The following is a 17,174-nucleotide window of genomic DNA, read 5'->3' as shown; positions in this document are numbered from 1 at the left end:
TATCATAGAGAAACAAAATTTCTCAAAAAAACACAGATTTTTTATGTGTTGAGAAGAACCAACGATCCGTTACTAAAACAGAAAGTGGAGGAATTTCAATGACATCAAAAATCAATGATCCGTTAACAAAGTATTACCATGAGGATTTCCCAAAACAGAAACAGGAAGCACCGGCGCTGCAGAACAAGATGGAGCCCGTGCCTGATTGCGGGGAAGAAAGTTATAGTGGTAGTGGAAAATTAAAAGGCCGTAAAGCATTGGTGACCGGTGGGGATTCTGGGATCGGTCGAGCAGCTGCGATCGCTTACGCCAAAGAAGGCGCAGATGTTGCGATCAACTACTTGCCGTTTGAAGAAGAAGACGCGCAAGAAGTGAAAAAGGTCATCGAAGCAGCAGGACAAAAAGCCGTGTTGTTGCCGGGAGATTTAAAAGAAGAATCATTTACGCGGCAATTAGTTCATGATGCGGCAAAAGCACTTGGCGGATTGGATATTTTAGTTTTAAATGCCGGGATGCAACAAGCATCAACGGACATCAAAGAACTGACGACAATACAGATCCAAGATACGTTTACCACAAACATCATCTCGATGTATTGGAGCGTGCAAGAAGCGCTGGATTATTTGCCAAAAGGTGGGAGCATCATCACGACGACTTCGATCCAAGATGCCGAGCCAAGTTCGCATTTATTAGATTACGCGGCAACGAAAGGCGCGATCACAAGTTTCAGTAAAGGCTTAGCTGCGCAATTAGGCGAAAAAGGAATTCGAGTCAACACAGTAGCACCAGGGCCGATCTGGACAGCGCTGCAAATCTGTGGCGGTCAGTTGCAAGAAAGCATTCCGAAATTTGGTCAAAATGAATTGATGCAACGAGCTGGCCAGCCAGTCGAACTTGCTGGAGTCTATGTCTTTTTAGCCTCAGAAGAAGCCAGCTATGTGACGGGCCAAGTGTATTCTATTACGGGTGGCTCATTCTTTGCTTAATAAAAAGCAACACTTCCCCTAAAAAACAAATCAAAGCGGTGACCTGACTAGTTCGGGCCACCGCTAATTTATTTTTTGGTCAGCTTCACGACGACTTCACAACGTGCGGTTTGCGGAAACATGTCGACGGATTGTAAATAGTCCACGTGATAAATTTTGCTCAATGAAACGAGATCGCGGGCGAGTGTTGAAACGTTACACGAGATGTAAACCATTTGCTGACTAGGATAGCGCGTGATAGCGTGCAACAATTTTTGATCCAAACCAGTCCGTGGCGGATCAACGATGATCGCATCGGGTTTAAAACCTTCTGCTAACCATTGCGGTAATAATTTTTCTGCTGTTCCTACTTCATAATGAGTATTGGTCAGCTGCATCCGTGCGGCATTTTTTTTAGCGTCTGCGATAGCTTGCGGAATCGTGTCCATGCCGCGAACTTCAGTGACTTTTTCCGCTAGTGATAACCCGATCGTTCCGACGCCGCAATAGGCATCCACGACCGTTTTGACGTGGGTAAGATCCAATGCGTTGCGTGCTTCAGCGTATAAAACTTTAGTCTGCTGAGGATTCAATTGGAAAAAGGCCCGTGGTGACAATTCAAAGGTCACTTGTTCTAATTTTTCTTCGATGCTAGGCTTGCCCCACAGATGGATCGTTTCTGCTCCCATGATGACGGAAGTTTTTTGGTCTTGGATATTTTGCATGATCGAAACGACTTCAGGTAAGCGTTCGTTGATCTCGCGGATCACGGGATTGATGCGGGGTAATTTTTTCGTTTTTGAAATGAAAACGACTTGGACTTCACCAGTCTTTACGCCAACTCGAACCATCAAGGTGCGTAAGATCCCGCTATTTTTTCGCTCGTCATAAATGGGTAGATCATATTTTGTCAGTAAACGAGTGACGACATTGATCACTTTTTGGGTTGCCGGTTCTTGCACGAGACAATCGGTCAAAGGCACGATCTCGTGAGAATTTGGTCGATAAAGCCCGGCTTCCACTTGCTGGGTAGTTGGATTTTTTTGCAGTTGGAACTGGGCTTTGTTTCGATAATGCCAGGGCTCTTCCATCCCGATTGTTTTGCGCAACTCATAGTGTTGGTAATTTTGCGGTTTGAATTTTTCTAATGCTTGGGCTAAGAGATCTTTTTTGAAATCCAATTGGCGCGCATAAGCTAAATGTTGTAACTGGCAGCCTCCGCAAATGTCATAAACAGGACAAGGCGGGACAACGCGGTCAGGACTTGGTTGTTTGATGGTAACTAAACGAGCTTCAGCAAAACGTTCTGTGACGTTCGTGATTTTAGCTGTGACGGTTTCGTGCGGTAGCGCACCAGTCACAAAAATGATCAGTCGTTTGTAATAAGCGATCCCTTCACCGTTGATCCCTAAACGTTTGATTTTTAAAGTAAGTGTTTGATCTTTTTTTAGTTGAACAGTCATGATCTGCTCCTTTCATGGTGAGCCCATTTTAGCATAATTTGCGTCAAAAAAAAGGTGAACTCAATGAAGTGTCCACCTGAAAAAATTATTGGTTGCCGTTTGCATCGGTGATCATCACTGTTCCAGTTGGGGTCACGCGATAAAAACCGACTGTTCCTGTGCCGCCTTGTTCGGTGATTGCGGGATCTTTAGCTTCAAATAAATAATCAGCACCGAGCATTTTGTAAAAAGTAAAAGCTAATCTGCCACTCGCAGGTTCAAAAGCAAAAATTTCTTTTAAGGCTTGCTGCTGATCCGTGGGTGTTTGTGCGTACCAACCAATGTGTTCATCTAACCAGCCAAGTTGGATCAAGTGTGTTTGTTCAACTTTATTTTCCGTGTAGTTGTGGGTGCCCGTTGTTGCATGAGGATTATACGCGCGATAGATCGGAAGTGTTTGTGCATCGTCAGAGTACCAGCTGATCCCTTCATTGCGCCAGCCGACATTCAGCAAGAAATCTTTCTCTCCCGCACTTGTCGTGTAGTGATGATCGCCGGCATTGGGATTGTAGAGCCGATAGACTGGCAGCTGACTAGTGTCGGGGGAAATCCAGCCGATTCCTTCACTGTTCCAACCGCCACGAGCCAGACTGATCCGCTCGTTAGCGTCTTTCGTATAAAAATGTTCCCCGCTATTAGGATTATACAAACGGTAAACGGGCAAATTTTCCGCTGCTTGTGCGTGACTTGTCAAAAGTAAAACTGCACCAGCTGTCAGTCCGATCGTTGCCAGTAAGTAGTTAGCAGAATTTTTCATGGGGCCTCCTTCAAGTCGTTTCTTTTTAGTATAAAGGGGAACCAGTTCGTTGTAAAATCTTAGCTGATCTATGTTAGAATGAGAGGTCGAATCAGATAAAATTTTTATGGAGGGATCGCGATGATCACCGTCACAAAAGTCAAGCAAAAGCGCCAGCAGTTTTATGAAGTGGCGTTATCCAACGGTCAGACGTTGCGTTTATCAGAAGATATCGTCGTTCGGTATCGTTTATTAAAAGGTCAAGAATTAAGTGAAGCAGATCTAGCTGCGATCGAAAAAGAAGGACAAGTTGATCTGGGTTTTCAATTTGCGCTGAATTACTTAAGCTATCAGTTGCGGACTGAAAAAGAGATCTTGACCTATTTAAAAGATAAAGAGATCCCCAGTCGTGATCGGCAAACGATCGTCGTACGGCTGAAAGAATTAAATTTAGTAGACGACTTAGCTTATGCGCAAAGTTTTGTCCGAACGCAAATACGCACCAGTGATAAAGGTCCGAAAGTCTTACAGCAAAAGCTGCGGCAAAAAGGGGTTGCTGACGTATTAGCTGAAGAAGCTTTGGAACTTTTTACGCCAACTGCCCAACAAGAATTGGCAAGTAAAACGGCCGAAAAAGCGTTGCATAAACTTCATGGCAAAAGTCAGCGGCAAGCCCAACAAAAAATCCACCAGACGTTGTTAACGAAAGGTTTTTTACCCGATACGATCAAAGCTGCATTAGCCGAGCTTTCATTTGAAGAAGTTGCCGCCGCTGAAAAAGATAATTTGGAGATCCAAGGAGAAAAATTTTGGCGTAAAAATAGTCGTTTCGACCGTGACAAGCAGCGACAAAAAACGAAACAGCAACTGTATCAAAAAGGATTTAATTTAGATGATATCAGTACTTTTATCACGCAGATGGAGGAGGCTAGCGATGAATGAGTTGACACCCGATCAGATCGCGGCGCTTCAAACAAAATTTTTAGCGTGGTATGAGCAAGAAAAACGTAATTTGCCATGGCGCTATAACCATGACCCATATCGGATCTGGATCTCTGAGATCATGTTGCAGCAAACGCGCGTCGATACGGTAATCGATTATTTTTATCGCTTTATGGAAGCTTTTCCGACGATCAACGACTTAGCTAGTGCACCAGAAGAAAAATTATTGAAGCAGTGGGAAGGCTTGGGCTATTATTCACGAGCACGCAATTTACAAGCTGCCGCCCAACAGATCATGACGGACTTTGGCGGACAAATGCCCGACTCACTCGAAGCGATCCGAACATTGAAAGGCATCGGACCGTATACCGCTGGAGCGATTGCTAGTATCGCGTTTAACTTACCTGAACCGGCAATCGATGGCAATGTGATGCGGGTAGTCAGTCGGCTGTTTGAGATTGAAGCAGACATTGCAAAGCCCGCCAGTCGCAAGATCTTTGATGAAAAAATGCGGCAGATCATCAGTCTAACAGCACCGGGAGATTTCAACCAAGCCTTGATGGATCTAGGCTCAAGTATTTGTACGCCTAAAACTCCTCAGTGTTCCAGCTGTCCGCTGCAAACTTTTTGTGCAGCTTACCAGCACGGGACTATGGAAAAATTTCCGATCAAAAGTAAAAAGCCAAAGCCTAAAGATGTGTATTATGTTGCTGGGATCATGGAAAACCCGCAACATGAATTTTTATTGCAAAAACGTGCAGCTTCCGGGTTATTAGCTAACATGTGGCTATTTCCGTTAAGGGAAGTATCACAAGGAGAATTTGACGCATTAAAAAACGAAACCGAGTTGGATTTGTTTGCCATCGCAGAAGAAGCCCCCACTATTTTTCCTGAATATGATGTGGTCTGGCAAAAAAAAGTTATTGGTGAAGTGACGCATGTTTTCAGTCATTTAAAGTGGCATGTTTTGATTTTTTATGGTCGTACATCTAAAGTGCAGTTACCGCCAAAAAATGCTGTGTGGGCAAAAAAAGAACAGTTTTCGGAATTTGTTTTTCCAAAGCCGCAACAAAAAATCATCGCTAGCTGGCAAAAATATTTGCAAGCCAATAATCATTAGTAGTAAAAGGACTGTTTTATTGCTATAATAATCCTGATGTCGGTGTAATCACACCCAAACAAATGCGAAATGATTTCGCTGAGGGAAGGGTAGCAATGGGAATTCCTAAAGAAGGCGAGTTTATAACGATCAAAAGTTATAAACACGACGGCAATTTGCATCGAACGTGGCGAGATACCATGGTATTGAAAACAAGCGAGTGCTCGATCATTGGTTTAAATGATCATACACTAGTGACGGAATCTGATGGCCGTCGCTGGGTCACTCGCGAACCAGCGATCGTTTATTTTCATAAAAAATACTGGTTCAACATAGTAGCAATGATCAGAGAGAAGGGAGTATCTTACTATTGTAATCTAGCATCTCCGTATGTGTTGGATGAAGAAGCGTTGAAATATATCGACTATGACCTGGATGTCAAAGTCTTTCCAGATGGCGAGAAGCGTCTGTTAGACGTCGATGAGTATGAAGCGCACAGTAAACAAATGCATTATTCAAAAGAGATCGATTATATTTTGAAAGAAAATGTCAAGATCTTAGTCGACTGGATCAACAATGGCAAAGGACCTTTTTCCCAAGGCTATATCGATATTTGGTATGATCGTTACAAGCAATTGTCGAAAAAGTAAACACGTGCTAGTGAAGACTAGACTAAAAAACTGCTGATGCAATCAGCAGTTTTTTTATGTTTTTGACTTGCCTGGGTACCTTACACCTCGAACTTGCAATGATTGGCTAGAGTTCTTTTTCCATATGGATGTGGTCGATCCGTGCGTCTTGAAAAATTTCGCCAAACGCTTGGTAGCCCAATTTTTCATAAAACTTTTGGGCGGTGAGTTGGGCGTCGAGTTTGATTTTTTTGAAGTGCTGCTCACGTGCGAATTTTTCGGCTTCACGGATGATCGTAGCTCCGAGATTTTGGCCGCGGTAGTCTTTTAGAACTGCCATCCGTTGTAATTTTAATTCGGTGTCATTTAACGGCAATAAGCGCACAGTTGCTACGGGCTTGTCTGCCAGATACAAAACAAAATGGATCGCGTAAGCTTCATTTTGATCGATCTCTTCTTCAATCGTGACGTGCTGTTCTTTGACGAACACTTGCTGGCGGATCTTAACTGCCGCTAGATAAATGTCACTCATCGTATCTTTAGTCACTAAAACTTTCATACTTTCACCTCATTTTACTGGTGCGACTGAACTTTGCCGCGACTCTGGTCTTACTATAGCAAAAAAAGTGATGGAAAAAAATAATTCTAGATTTTCAGCAGTGTTTTGCTGCCGCTTATTGTATACTGGAAAAGTGAAAGGAGTGACGCGATGTTTGATAAATTAAAAAGTTCACGCTTGATGTTTTGGTCGATTGAATTGTTGATCCTTGCGACCTTAGTGTTTGTGTCAACTAAGATCGATTTTCTCTTTCAGCCGATTGGCACCTTTTTTACGACGTTGTTCGCACCGGTCTTGATCGCGGGATTTTTATATTATTTGTTGAATCCGTTAGTAAAATTATTGACGAAGCTAGGGATGAAACGAATTTTTGCCATCGCATTGATCTTTATTTTATTGATCGCTGTGATCGTGTTGACGGTGATGAGTATCATCCCCAATCTGATCCAGCAGTTGACCTCGCTTGCGACTAACATGCCCTATTTTATCAGTGACTTACAAGAATGGTTGCAAAGTGCGGCGAAACAAGCGACGAAGTTTCCGCTGTTTCGCGAATTAGAAATCAATCGTTACATCAGCAATCTCGACATGTCGGCTGGTCGGATCTTACAGAAATTTTTAGCGGGGATGACGACAGGCTTTGGTTCTTTGATCGGAAAGATCACAACGATCGTCATCTTGTTGATCACCGTGCCATTTGTCTTATTTTATATGTTGAAAGACGGGGAAAAATTAGTTCCTAACATCAAACGTCTGTTTCCTGAAAAGCAACGAGAAAATATTGTTGATCTGTTAGGTCAGTTGAATAAAACATTATCTGATTATATCAGTGGACAAGCGATCGAATGTTTATTTGTTGGAACGTGTACGTTTTTAGGCTATCTTTTGATCGGAGTCGATTACGCCTTTTTATTTGGTGTGATTGCAGGACTCGCCAATCTGATTCCTTACTTAGGGCCTTATATCGGTTTAGCGCCGGCGTTGATCTATTCCTTTTTTGATTCGCCGTATAAAGCGCTCTTGTGTTGTGTCGTCGTATTAGTTGTCCAACAGATCGATGGCAACATCATCTACCCAAATGTGATTGGAAAATCATTGAATATCCATCCGTTGACGATCATTTTGATCTTACTGGTGGCGGGCAATCTATCTGGGATCTTAGGGGTCTTTTTAGGCGTACCAGTCTATGCTATCGCGCGGACGTTGGTGATCTTTGTGGTGAAGATCTTCCGGCAAAGTAAACAAGAAGAACGCCAGCAAGAATTTTTGAATCAATAAATCGGTTGCTAACGCGAAAGATTACGGGACTAAATATCTATTTCAGTCCCGTTATCTTTTACTTGTGTGAGCTTGATTGAAAACTTAATTCTTTCTTTGGATAGGGAATTGATTGCATAAAAATTTTTGTTGTGATACGATTTCATTGTGGCTTATTGCCACTTTTTTGCTAAGCAATTTGCTTAGCTTGATTAGAGTGTATAAGGAGAGAATGCAATTATGAATGCTGACCCCGATAGTCAGTCGTTGGTCGTGCAGCTTTTGTTATTAGTTGTACTGACCTTGATCAATGGTTTTCTAGCTGCGGCTGAGATCTCTGTTGTGTCTGTTAATAAAAATCGAGTCGAACAAAAAGCCGATGAAGGCGATTTAAAATCAAAAAAATTATTGGGGATCTTACATGACCCCAACAACTTTTTGTCTACGATCCAAGTGGGGATCACCTTAGTCAATATCTTGTCTGGGGCTTCATTAGCTGAAAGTTTGTCTGAGCAATTAGCGCCAGTCTTACGGAATGTGCCCGCAGGTAAAACTATCGCTTATGTGATCGTGATGTTGCTGTTGACCTATGTGTCGATCGTGTTTGGTGAGTTGTATCCGAAACGAGTAGCATTGAACAAGACCGAAGAAGTCGCGCAGATGACTTCTGGTGTTGTGCGGACATTAGGTAAGATCACGAAGCCATTCGTTTGGTTGCTGACTGCTTCGACTAATCTTTTAGCGAAGATCACACCGATGAAATTCGATGATACGGACAATAAGATGACCCGCGATGAGATGCGGTATATGTTAGAAACAGAAGGTGTTTTAGATACCGATGAGATCGAGATGCTCCAAGGTGTATTTTCACTAGACACTAAGGTCGCGCGTGAAGTGATGGTGCCGCGAACGGATGCGTTTATGATCGATATCAATGATCCGGTGATTGATAATGTCGATGAGATCTTAGGTGAAAGTTATTCGCGCATCCCAGTCTATGATGAAGATAAAGATAAAGTCATCGGGATCGTTCATACAAAAAATCTATTAAAAGCGGCGCGTAAGTTTGGTTTTGAAAATATCGATCTACATAAGATCATCCAAGAACCACTTTTTGTGCCTGAGACGATTTTCATTGATGATCTGTTATACGAGCTCAAAAAAACGCAAAATCAAATGTCGATCTTATTGGATGAGTATGGCGGGATGGTTGGACTCGTAACGCTAGAAGACTTACTAGAAGAGATCGTCGGGGAGATCGACGATGAATCAGATGAAGTCGAGAAGCTGTACGAAAAAGTCGGTGAAAATGAATATTTGATCCAAGGCAAGATGTTGATCGAAGAATTCAATGAACAATTTGATACGAGTCTTCACATGAGCGATGTCGATACGATGGCGGGATATTTGATCACGGCATTAGGCACGATTCCTGATGAAGGCGAGAAGTTATCGTTTGACGTGGACAATATCACGCTGATCTCTGAAGAAATGGAAGGTTCCCGGGTCTTAGTGATCCGTGCGATTTTCCATCCGGAAGAAGAAGAACCGGTCGAACCAGAAGAAGAGCGGCGTTTTTTCACGAAAGAATTTGAAGACGATGAACCACGTCGTTAAATGGCCTTCCGTAAAGTGCTGTGACAATTCGTTGTTGCAGTACTTTTTTTGTGGACTAGTAAAGTTTGTTCAGCTTTCTAGCTTTCAGAACTTTTCTAACTAGTCACCTCCGTGCTATACTGATTTGGTTGAATTTAACAAGAAATGGAGCAAATAGATGAATACATTAGAAAAACAAGTAGATAGCCGGCGGACGTTTGCCATCATCTCTCACCCGGATGCTGGGAAGACGACGATCACAGAACAATTATTGTTATTTGGTGGCGCAATTCGCCAAGCCGGAACGGTCAAAGGAAAGAAGACGGGAAATTTTGCCAAGTCTGACTGGATGGACATTGAAAAACAACGGGGCATTTCTGTCACTAGTTCCGTGATGCAATTTGACTACGAAGGAAAACGCGTCAACATTTTAGATACTCCGGGGCACGAAGATTTTTCAGAAGATACTTATCGAACACTGATGGCGGTGGATTCTGCAGTCATGGTGATCGATAGCGCTAAGGGGATCGAAGCACAGACGAAAAAACTTTTCCAAGTCGTCAAAAAACGCGGCATTCCAATTTTTACTTTCATTAATAAATTAGACCGTGATGGACGGGAACCATTAGATTTATTAGAGGAACTAGAAGAACTGTTAGATATCGAGTCGTATCCGATGAATTGGCCAATCGGGATGGGGAAAGGTTTGGAAGGGTTGTATGATATTTACAATCAACGAATCGAATTTTACCGTCCAGAGAAATATGAAGGCGAAAAATATTTGAAACTGACAGATGGCGAGATTGCCGGAGCCCATCCATTAAAAGAGCAGTCGATCTATGAACAAGTTTTAGGGGAAGTCGAGCTCGTTCAAGAAGCTGGAGATCAATTCAATGCGGAAAAAATCGCACGCGGTGAGCAGACTCCCGTCTTCTTCGGTTCTGCTTTGACCAATTTTGGCGTCAAAACTTTTTTAGAAACTTTCGTCAACTTAGCGCCTAAACCGCATGCGCATAAAACAGAAGATGGAAAAGAAGTCTCACCTTATGAAGAAGAATTTTCAGGTTTTGTCTTTAAGATCCAAGCTAATATGAATCCAAATCACCGCGACCGGATCGCTTTTGTCCGAATTTGTTCAGGGACTTTTGAACGGGGGATGGATGTGGTCTTAGGTCGGACAGGTAAAAAGATGAAGCTCAGCAACGTGACACAATTTATGGCCGACGCGCGAGAAAATGTCGAAGAGGCGGTAGCCGGTGATATCATTGGGATCTATGATACGGGGAATTATCAGATCGGCGATACTTTATATGAAGGAAAATTAAAAGTCGCCTATGAAGAGCTGCCTTCATTTACACCAGAATTATTCATGAAAGTCACCGCTAAAAATGTCATGAAACAAAAATCGTTCCATAAGGGGATCAACCAATTGGTCCAAGAAGGCGCGATCCAGTTATACAAAACGTATTTGTCAGATGATTATATCATCGGTGCTGTCGGTCAATTGCAGTTTGAAGTCTTCCAATACCGGATGAAAAATGAATACAACGCAGAAGTCGTGATGACACCGATGGGACACAAGATCGCACGTTGGATCGAACCGGATCAATTAGATGAACGGATGAGTTCAAGCCGGAATATTTTAGCGAAAGATCGCTTTGATCAACCATTGTTCTTATTTGAAAATCAATTTGCGATGCGCTGGTTCCACGATAAATATCCAGACGTTGAGCTGAAGAGTTTGATGTAAGATGAGACGAAAACTGAGCCCACTTTTAGTTATCAGTTTGTTAGCTGCAGCAACGGGAGTGCGTTTTTATTTGGCGCTTCACGCATCGTATTATCTTGCGGCGGATGCCAGCTTTGACGACCAATTATTTTTAAATTACTGCACCCATTTGCTAAAAGGGGAGTGGTTAGGTCCGTATAATAATACGACTTTAGCAAAAGGGATCTCGTATGCTGGCTTTATGTATTTGGGCAATGAGTTGCATCTGCCGTACCCTTGGCTTTTGGGGAGTGTTAATTTTGCTGCTAGTGTAGCAGCAAGTTGTGCCTTTTATGCTGTTTATAAACGGCGCTGGGTGCAAGGAGTAGTTTATTTATTTTTCTTGTATTCCCCGCTTACGTTGACAGCAGAATATGCAACACGAATTTATCGCAACGCGCTTGTGGGATCGACCGTAACGTTTTTGATTGCGGGAATGATCGGTCTGTATGCGACGCGCGCTTCGGTGAAAAAAATGCTTCCGTGGCTGTTGTTGGTAACGGGTGTGCTTCCTATTTTTTGGTACTTACGGGAAGATTCGCTGTGGCTGCTTCCGTTTTTAGGTGTCGGCTTGTTTTTGACCGGGCTGAAAATCTTATTAGCTGACAAAAGACGAATCATGGCTGTTTTAATGTTGAGCTTACCTTTCTTGAGTTTAGCAGCCACCACTCAACTGATCAAAGCTCAAAATGAAAAACATTACGGGATAGCGTTAGTCAATGACCGGACACAAGGTGCTTTTGGTCGATTGATGGAACGGTTGATTCGAATCAAAACGGCTGAACGAGACGATGCTAAAGTTTGGGTTTCAAAAGCCCAATTAAAAAAAGCCACTGCCGTTTCACCAACTTTGCGCAAACTTGATCTTGATTGGATCTATCATGGGAGTCCATGGTCTTCTGGTGAAGACATTGCAGGTGATATTATTTTTTGGGCACTACGCGATACCGCAACACGTGCTGGTCTCTATCAAGATGCGCGTTCAACGGAAAATTTTTGGCATCAAGTCGTGACGGAATTAGATCGCGGCTATGAGCAAGGTCAGTTGCAAACAAAACAAGAATGGTACCTCACTCGAACTGGTGATGGCAAGAAAACGGGTGATTTACCGATCGTCTTTGAGTTTATCGTCGCCGGCATGCGGCACACGATTTTTTACCAAGGGTTTGCCCAAGGACGAGAAAAAAGTACGGGGCCCGCTTCGTTGATCGCTCACGATGAAAAAATTTTACGGACCAATCTCCGCCAATCAAAGGTGCATTGGGCAACACGACTTGCCAATGCTAGTTTAGCCTTTCAACAGCTGCTAGTAAAAATTTTATTACCGGCTGCGATCGGTGGAGTGATCGCCAAATTTATTTTTCAAATCAAACGAAGGCGGTTAAAAGAGTTGTTTGATTATAGCGTCATTTTTTTCGGACTGCTCTTGACCTATTTTGTCTTTTTGATCGGGATCGCGTGGTTTTGTTCATGGGACCCAAATCGGATGGTTGTTTTCATGTTGACCTATTCCGGTGCCGGCGTCATCATGGTACAATTTATGTTGAGCTGGGGTTTAGCAGGCTGGCTAACCGAGAGGGGGAAATTTTTTGACGATCACCAAACAATTGAAGCGGAAAGTTAAAAAAGGAACGCTGCGAGTTTTTAGCGATTATGAGTTGGCTTGGGCCAAACCGGTCGCATTGACGTTACTTACGCTGATCTTTTTGATCTGGGCCAAAACTGTTCCTTACGCACAAGGGCCGGATGAGCCGATGCGGTATTTGATTCCAAAATTTATTTACCAGCATGGCCGCTTGCCGACCGGTTATGACAAAGGGGCGGTCTATGCGTTAGGAAATTGGTCGTATGCCTTTTATCCACAATTACTTGGTGGGATTTTAGGTGCCGCGTTTATAAAAGTAGGTAGTTTGTTCTCGGAGTCAAAAGAAGTCTTGCTGTATTTTTGTCGGTTGACCAGTGTCATGTTCGGTCTAGTCGCAGTCAATTATTTTGGTAAGACGATCGAACGAATCACTCAGAAAAAAAACTATGCCGCTCTCGGGATGGTGTTGATGGGTCTTTTCCCACAATTTACTTTTTTAACTTCATATGTCAACAACGATATTATTGCAGTAGCTGGAACAAGTATCATCGTTTATGCATTGGTCGATGGCGTTTACTCATTGTGGAATCGAAAAAATACGTTGACGCTTGCTTTAGGCGTGATCGTTTGTGGTCTAGGCTATATGAACTCCTATGGGTTTATTTTAGTCGGCGGGTTGTTTTTCTTACTATCAAACTTTTGGCAAGTCCACACGGGACGTTCGGATTGGCGTCGCTTCCGTAATTTGTTTTTATGGTTGTTCATCGTTTGCGCAGTAGTGATCTTGCCATTTTTCATTCGAAACTATCTCTTATATGGTGACTTCATCGGATCTAGTGTTTTCCGCAAAGAATATTTGAAGTGGGTCGCCGATCACGGACGCCGCTTGCAACATCCGTATATCAAGCCGCCGTATGCAGGTGATCTCACGCAGTTTCTGACTGATTCGATGCCGCCGAATTTGACGAAGTGGTCGTTTATTGGCTTTTTCGGTAATATGTCGGTGGTGATGGACATGGCATATTATAATTTTTATCAAAACTTTTTCTTAGTCACGCTTGTCGGAGTGGCGATCACACTCATGTATCAGCTTGTCCGTTTTTTGAAAAAAAAAATCGACACACCGGTTTTTGAAAAAGTTTGGCTCGTGATCTTTTTGTTCGTGGGCGTTTTGATCACGTCGGGTTTGTTTGTGTATTATAATCTCTACATTGATTTTCAGCCGCAAGGACGTTACTTGATGGCCAATCTCGTACCCCTGATGTTGTTGACCTTTTTTGGGGTGAAACGTTTATCAAACTTGCTCAAAGTCAGTAGCAACCTTTTATTTTTTTCCGTCGGCGGCGTTTGGCTGATCGTCCACATTCACATTTACTTAACGTATATTTTTAATGTCTACTTGACGTTTAAAAAATAAATTTTTCCCATTAAAAAAAGAGGAGACGCGGCTGCGTTTCCTCTTTTTGCTGTAAATTATTTTTTCGGGATCGTGATGGCGATCAAGCCCGGTGCTTCTTTATACGCGACTTTAGCAAAATCATAACGGTCTTTGCTGAGTTTTTGCTTAAAGCGCTGCGTGATGAAGTCAGCTTCCCGATCATTGATATTGCGAAAATCATTTGTGATCGTAAGCTGCGCATAGTCATGGTAGTCGGCGTAGATCACAGTGGTTTTGCCTAACGTGTAGATCTTTAATAGATTAGCCGCAGTCGTTGCCAGCTGTTTTGTGATAAAAGCCGCGTGACTGTTTGTGACATTGATCAATTTCATAACAAAGGCCTCCTTTAAAAATACAGTGATTGTGAAGAGTGGAAGTTAATTATACTAAAAAAAATCAGCCACCTGAATTTTTTTGCTTGAAAAAGCCATTGAGGGAAATTCCTTCAATGGCTTTGTTCAATATTAGTTTTCGTCTGCTGAATTTTCTTTTTCGCTTTTTTCGTCTTCTTTAACCAAACGTTCTGGTTTAGAAGTGATGACGATGTGATCCTCTTTGTCGAGTTTTGCTTTCAAATCGTGGATCGTTGGATGATCTAAATAAAATTCTGCGATCCCGTCTTCGATATTTTCTTGGATCGTTCGACGAAGTGGGCGAGCCCCCATTGCTGGATCGTAACCAAGATCGACTAATTTTTCTTTGACATTGTCTGGGACTTCGACGTGTAATTTTTGCGTCTCCAGCATCTTGTTGACATCGTCTAACATCAAAGTCACGATCTTCATCAAGTTTTCTTTACTCAATGAACTAAATTCAACGATCGCATCGAACCGGTTCAAAAATTCTGGTGCGAAGAAATCTTTTAGTTGTCCTAAGATCGAATGCGTGACGCCTTCACGGGCAGCACCAAAACCAACGTTGGCTTCGGCTTTACCACTACCGGCATTACTAGTCATGATAATGATCGTATCTTTGAAGCTGACTGTTCGACCTTGAGAGTCCGTCAGGCGGCCATCATCTAAGATTTGCAAGAACATATGCAACACATCTGGATGGGCTTTTTCGATCTCATCTAACAAGATCAAGCTGTAAGGATGACGACGAACTTGCTCCGTCAATTGCCCAGCTTCTTCATACCCGACATAACCAGGAGGGGAACCGATCAGTTTTGAGACACTGTGTTTTTCCATATACTCACTCATATCAAAGCGGATCATCGCTTCATCTGAGCCAAATAGTTCAAACGCTAATTGTTTAGCTAGCTCGGTTTTTCCGACCCCAGTTGGTCCAACGAAAAGGAAAGAACCGATCGGACGACTCTTTTTATTCAAACCAACACGATTGCGTCGGATTGCTTTAGCCACTTTATCAACGGCTTCATCTTGCCCGATGACATGCGCTTTTAGATCAGGCGCTAAATTCTTCAATTGTGTTTGTTCTTTTTCTTTTAACTCGCCAACTGGAATTCCCGTTGCTTTTTCAACGATTTGTTCCATATCTTTTTCGGTAATGACAGGCGTCTCTTCATCACTGAGTTGACGATCTTTCATTTTTTGTAATTTTTCGATTTGATCACGATAGTAAGCTGCTTTTTCAAAATCTTCTTCTCGTGATGCAACTTGTTTTTGTTCTTCCGCGTCTTTTAATTTTTGTTCGATCGTTTTAGGATCCACTAATTGGATCGTCAAATTCTTTTTCGAACCAGATTCATCTAACAAATCGATCGCTTTATCAGGTAAGAAGCGGTCTTGGATGTAACGATTTGAAAGTTCTGCTGCTGCCTTGATCGCTTCATCCGTATATTTTACGTGATGGTAATCTTCATAACGCGGTTGCAGACCTTTTAAGATCTTGATCGTTTCTTCAACACTTGGTTCTTCTACGCGAACCGGTTGCATCCGACGTTCCAAAGCCGCGTCTTTTTCGATAATGCGATATTCTTTTAAGGTTGTCGCACCCACCATTTGCAATTCACCACGAGCTAAAGCGGGTTTTAATAAATTGCCGGCGTCCATGTTGCCATCACCAGCTGAACCAGCTCCGACGATCTCATGGACTTCATCAATGAACAAAATAATATTTTTTGCTTCTTTGATCTCATCGATTAGTTTTTGCATCCGTTCTTCAAACTGTCCACGGATACCGGTACCTTGAACGAGGGACGCAACATCTAATCGAATGACTTCTTTATCCGTTAATTTTTGTGGGACATCACCGTCAACGATTTTTTGTGCGAGTCCTTCAACGACAGCGGTTTTCCCGACACCGGGTTCGCCGATCAAGACCGGATTGTTTTTCGTCCGGCGATTTAAGATCTCAATCACACGTTGGATCTCATCGTCACGGCCGACAACGGGATCGATGTCGCCTTCGCGGGCTTGCTGTGTAATATTGATTCCATATTCATCTAAGAGACCGCCGCCACCGTTTCCACGGGGACCTTGGCCGCCCATTCCACCGCCGCCGCCAAATTGGGTCGGTGGGGTTTGGTCCATTGCACCTTGATTTTGATTTTGCATTTGTTGTGACATGGAACGGAATAAGTCATCGAGACTTCCAAAACCAAAAGGATCATTTCCAGCCATTTGCGGAGCACCTCCACTTGCTTGATTTTTGAGTTTTTGGTAACAGCTTTGACAATAGTCGAGCTGCTTTTTCTGACCATTTACGTTTGCATATAAATGAATAGTTGCTTCATTTTTATGGCAATTTTGGCACAGCATTTTATCACCCTTTCACCTTTTTCTCCATTGTAAACTAGGCTAGAGTTTTCGTAAAAAGATAAGGTCACGTCAAATAGTTTGACTTTCTCTGACCTTGGTTCTTATTATACGATTTCTAAGTAGGATTTCAAGTATCTTGCTCAAAAAATTAGCACTCATTTAAAATAAGTGCTAACAACTAGTGAACTCTTCAACTTAAATAAAGAACGGAATCAGCAAGATTATAATCGAATTTTCAGGAATAAAATCACTAGTGTTGCACAAATAATTTCAGAAAAATCTGAAAACTATGTTTCATTCAAAATTGCAAAAAAGTCGAATGCTTACGCAGCGGATGACTTTTATTCCAGAAATTGTACGTTTTATTAAATTGAA

General features: G+C 42.5%; 14 protein-coding genes. 9 read left to right on the top strand and 5 right to left on the bottom strand.

The annotated features are described in order from the left end of the window. The first annotated feature begins 98 nt into the window (after positions 1-98). Positions 99-986 carry an SDR family oxidoreductase gene (locus GVJ38_RS00070; RefSeq protein ID WP_159721135.1) on the top strand — a complete coding sequence of 296 codons (888 nt, stop codon included), beginning with the start codon at positions 99-101 and terminating at the stop codon, positions 984-986. 68 nt (positions 987-1,054) lie between these two features. On the opposite strand, the gene rlmD is transcribed toward GVJ38_RS00070, so the two are convergent. Both rlmD and GVJ38_RS14130 read right to left on the bottom strand, forming a co-directional pair. Beyond that, on the bottom strand, positions 1,055-2,428 hold the full coding sequence (gene rlmD / locus GVJ38_RS00065; protein ID WP_159721134.1) for a 23S rRNA (uracil(1939)-C(5))-methyltransferase RlmD: 1,374 nt from the start codon (positions 2,426-2,428) through the stop codon (positions 1,055-1,057). 85 nt (positions 2,429-2,513) lie between these two features. Further along, complete coding sequence (locus GVJ38_RS14130; protein ID WP_200849425.1) at positions 2,514-3,224, bottom strand: hypothetical protein; 711 nt, start codon at positions 3,222-3,224, stop codon at positions 2,514-2,516. A gap of 120 nt (positions 3,225-3,344) precedes the next feature. Here GVJ38_RS14130 and recX point away from each other — a divergent pair, with 120 nt between their 5' ends. The 3 genes from recX to ntdP all read left to right on the top strand — a co-directional run bounded on the left by recX (position 3,345) and on the right by ntdP (position 5,894). Then, a complete protein-coding gene (gene recX / locus GVJ38_RS00055) occupies positions 3,345-4,145 on the top strand; it encodes a recombination regulator RecX (protein ID WP_159721133.1) in 801 nt (266 codons plus the stop codon). After that, entirely contained in the window at positions 4,138-5,265 is a 1,128-nt protein-coding gene (gene mutY, locus GVJ38_RS00050) for an A/G-specific adenine glycosylase (RefSeq protein WP_159721132.1), read from the top strand. The genes recX and mutY overlap by 8 nt, the downstream gene beginning before the upstream one ends. Before the next feature lie 95 nt (positions 5,266-5,360). Then, complete coding sequence (ntdP, locus tag GVJ38_RS00045) at positions 5,361-5,894, top strand: nucleoside tri-diphosphate phosphatase (protein WP_159721131.1); 534 nt, start codon at positions 5,361-5,363, stop codon at positions 5,892-5,894. A gap of 106 nt (positions 5,895-6,000) precedes the next feature. On the opposite strand, the gene GVJ38_RS00040 is transcribed toward ntdP, so the two are convergent. Further along, entirely contained in the window at positions 6,001-6,432 is a 432-nt protein-coding gene (locus GVJ38_RS00040; RefSeq protein WP_159721130.1) for a GNAT family N-acetyltransferase, read from the bottom strand. Between the two features lie 150 nt (positions 6,433-6,582). On the opposite strand from GVJ38_RS00040, the gene GVJ38_RS00035 reads away from it, so the two are divergent. The 5 genes from GVJ38_RS00035 (at position 6,583) to GVJ38_RS00015 (ending at position 14,055) form a co-directional block, all read left to right on the top strand. Next, positions 6,583-7,710, top strand: coding sequence for an AI-2E family transporter (locus GVJ38_RS00035; protein ID WP_159721129.1), 1,128 nt, complete (start codon positions 6,583-6,585; stop codon positions 7,708-7,710). A gap of 219 nt (positions 7,711-7,929) precedes the next feature. Further along, positions 7,930-9,306 carry a hemolysin family protein gene (locus GVJ38_RS00030; protein WP_159721128.1) on the top strand — a complete coding sequence of 459 codons (1,377 nt, stop codon included), beginning with the start codon at positions 7,930-7,932 and terminating at the stop codon, positions 9,304-9,306. A gap of 157 nt (positions 9,307-9,463) precedes the next feature. After that, on the top strand, positions 9,464-11,035 hold the full coding sequence (locus GVJ38_RS00025; protein WP_159721127.1) for a peptide chain release factor 3: 1,572 nt from the start codon (positions 9,464-9,466) through the stop codon (positions 11,033-11,035). Position 11,036: 1 nt separating this feature from the next. Then, the gene (locus GVJ38_RS00020) at positions 11,037-12,677 is read left to right on the top strand and encodes a hypothetical protein (RefSeq protein ID WP_159721126.1); all 1,641 of its coding nucleotides are present in this window, start codon (positions 11,037-11,039) and stop codon (positions 12,675-12,677) included. Continuing rightward, complete coding sequence (locus GVJ38_RS00015; protein ID WP_159721125.1) at positions 12,643-14,055, top strand: phospholipid carrier-dependent glycosyltransferase; 1,413 nt, start codon at positions 12,643-12,645, stop codon at positions 14,053-14,055. The genes GVJ38_RS00020 and GVJ38_RS00015 overlap by 35 nt, the downstream gene beginning before the upstream one ends. A gap of 56 nt (positions 14,056-14,111) precedes the next feature. Here the strand turns inward: GVJ38_RS00015 and GVJ38_RS00010 are convergent, their stop codons facing one another. Together GVJ38_RS00010 and GVJ38_RS00005 are read right to left on the bottom strand one after the other, a co-directional pair. After that, a complete protein-coding gene (locus tag GVJ38_RS00010; RefSeq protein ID WP_159721124.1) occupies positions 14,112-14,408 on the bottom strand; it encodes a DUF1827 family protein in 297 nt (98 codons plus the stop codon). A 132-nt stretch (positions 14,409-14,540) separates the two neighbouring features. Beyond that, positions 14,541-16,799 (bottom strand): ATP-dependent Clp protease ATP-binding subunit, encoded by a 2,259-nt coding sequence (locus GVJ38_RS00005; protein ID WP_159721123.1) that lies wholly within the window; start codon positions 16,797-16,799, stop codon positions 14,541-14,543. Positions 16,800-17,174: the final 375 nt, after the last annotated feature.

Origin of the sequence: Enterococcus sp. CSURQ0835 (assembly GCF_902706605.1) — a bacterium.
Lineage (GTDB): Bacteria > Bacillota > Bacilli > Lactobacillales > Enterococcaceae > Enterococcus_A.
The sequence above is the reverse complement of the archived record's forward strand: the minus strand, read 5'-3'. Positions and strand labels throughout refer to the sequence as shown.